General features: G+C 77.8%; 2 pseudogenes. One reads left to right on the plus strand and one right to left on the minus strand.

What is annotated here, in order from left to right:
- Positions 1-1009, minus strand: a pseudogene (locus tag DY218_RS24305) (serine protease); the annotation flags it as partial.
- A 52-nt stretch (positions 1010-1061) separates the two neighbouring features.
- On the opposite strand from DY218_RS24305, the pseudogene DY218_RS35390 reads away from it, so the two are divergent.
- Positions 1062-1268 (plus strand): annotated as a pseudogene (locus DY218_RS35390) (2-oxoglutarate dehydrogenase, E2 component, dihydrolipoamide succinyltransferase); the annotation flags it as partial.

Here is a 1268-nt window from a genome sequence, read left to right on the forward strand (position 1 = left end):
CGCGCGTGCCCGCCGCCGGGACGCCCGCTTGCGCCTCCTGCGCGCGCACGCCCGCCGCGCGCCGTGTCCCGCGCAGGGCACCCTTCCGACGGCCGTGCCGACGCCCCTGTGGCCCGTCCCCCTGGCGGGGCACGAACCGCTCCGGCTCGGGCACCGTCCGCCCGGTGGCCGGGGCCGCATCCGCGTCCCGTACCACCCGGTGCACCAGCGCCCAGAGGGCGGCGTCGAGGTCCAGGTGCATGCCCTGGATCCAGTCGGCGAACTCCTCGTGGGCGAACCGGTATCCGTCGCCCGCCGGCACGAGCAGCCCTTCGGTGAGCACCGCGGAGGCAAGTCCCGTCGACCACGGGAAGACCGTCTCGAAGCCCGCTCGGTCCAACTGCCCCTGTCCCGGGCCGAGACAGCGGCGCGCGGCCTCGTGCACCTGCCCCGCGACCTTCGCTGCGAGGCGGGTGACGGCCCTCCCGCGCAGCCCGCGCGGGACCGCGAGCCGTACCGCCACCCGCAGGCACAGCAGGTCCAGATGGGCGGCGAAGACCTGGTCCCGCGCCGGGCGCCCCGCGAAGCCGTCCGGGAGCGCCCCGAGAAGGTCCGCGACGAGGCGCAGGGTCAGCGGATGGCCGGCGTCGGCGACACCGAGCGCCTGCTCCGCCACGCCGTACCGGGCACGCGCGCGTGCGGCCTGTTCGCCGGTGAGATCGCCGAGCCGCACACAGTCGGGCAGCCGCGGATCGCGTCCGTACAGCAGATCGGCGGGCAGGTGGGTCCCGGCCTGCTCCCAGTACGCCGCACGGCACGCGACGATCATCCGCGCGCCGGTCGCACGCAGCCACTCGGCCGTCCCCTCGCTCCACTCGGCGAGGCGGTGGGCCAGGCCGGGCGGCATCTCCTCGGGACAGTCGAGGAGTACTAGCAGCGGGCGCCCCGCGTCGCGTGCGACCCGCGCCACCCGGTCGGGCCCGAACTCCCCGAGCGACACCGGGCCCCCGCGCGGACCCGGGTCGGCCACTGCGCCGCCGTCCGGAGCCCGCTCCCCCGAACCGCCCCCGAAAACCGCCGCGTTGACCGCCGCATCCGATGACTCCGCACCGCCCGCCGACACCACACTCCTGCCCCGCACGGCGCCGCTGCCCGATTCCGCGCCTCTTCCCAGCCCCGCCCCGCTGCCCGGTCCTGTGCCGCCCGGCGGCACCACGTCGCCCTCCGACGCCGCGGCGATCCGCCCGGCCGCCCGCAGCGCCCGCGCCACCGCATCCGCGACGGACGCG

The organism is Streptomyces triticagri (assembly GCF_003429565.1).
Taxonomy (GTDB): domain Bacteria; phylum Actinomycetota; class Actinomycetes; order Streptomycetales; family Streptomycetaceae; genus Streptomyces; species Streptomyces triticagri.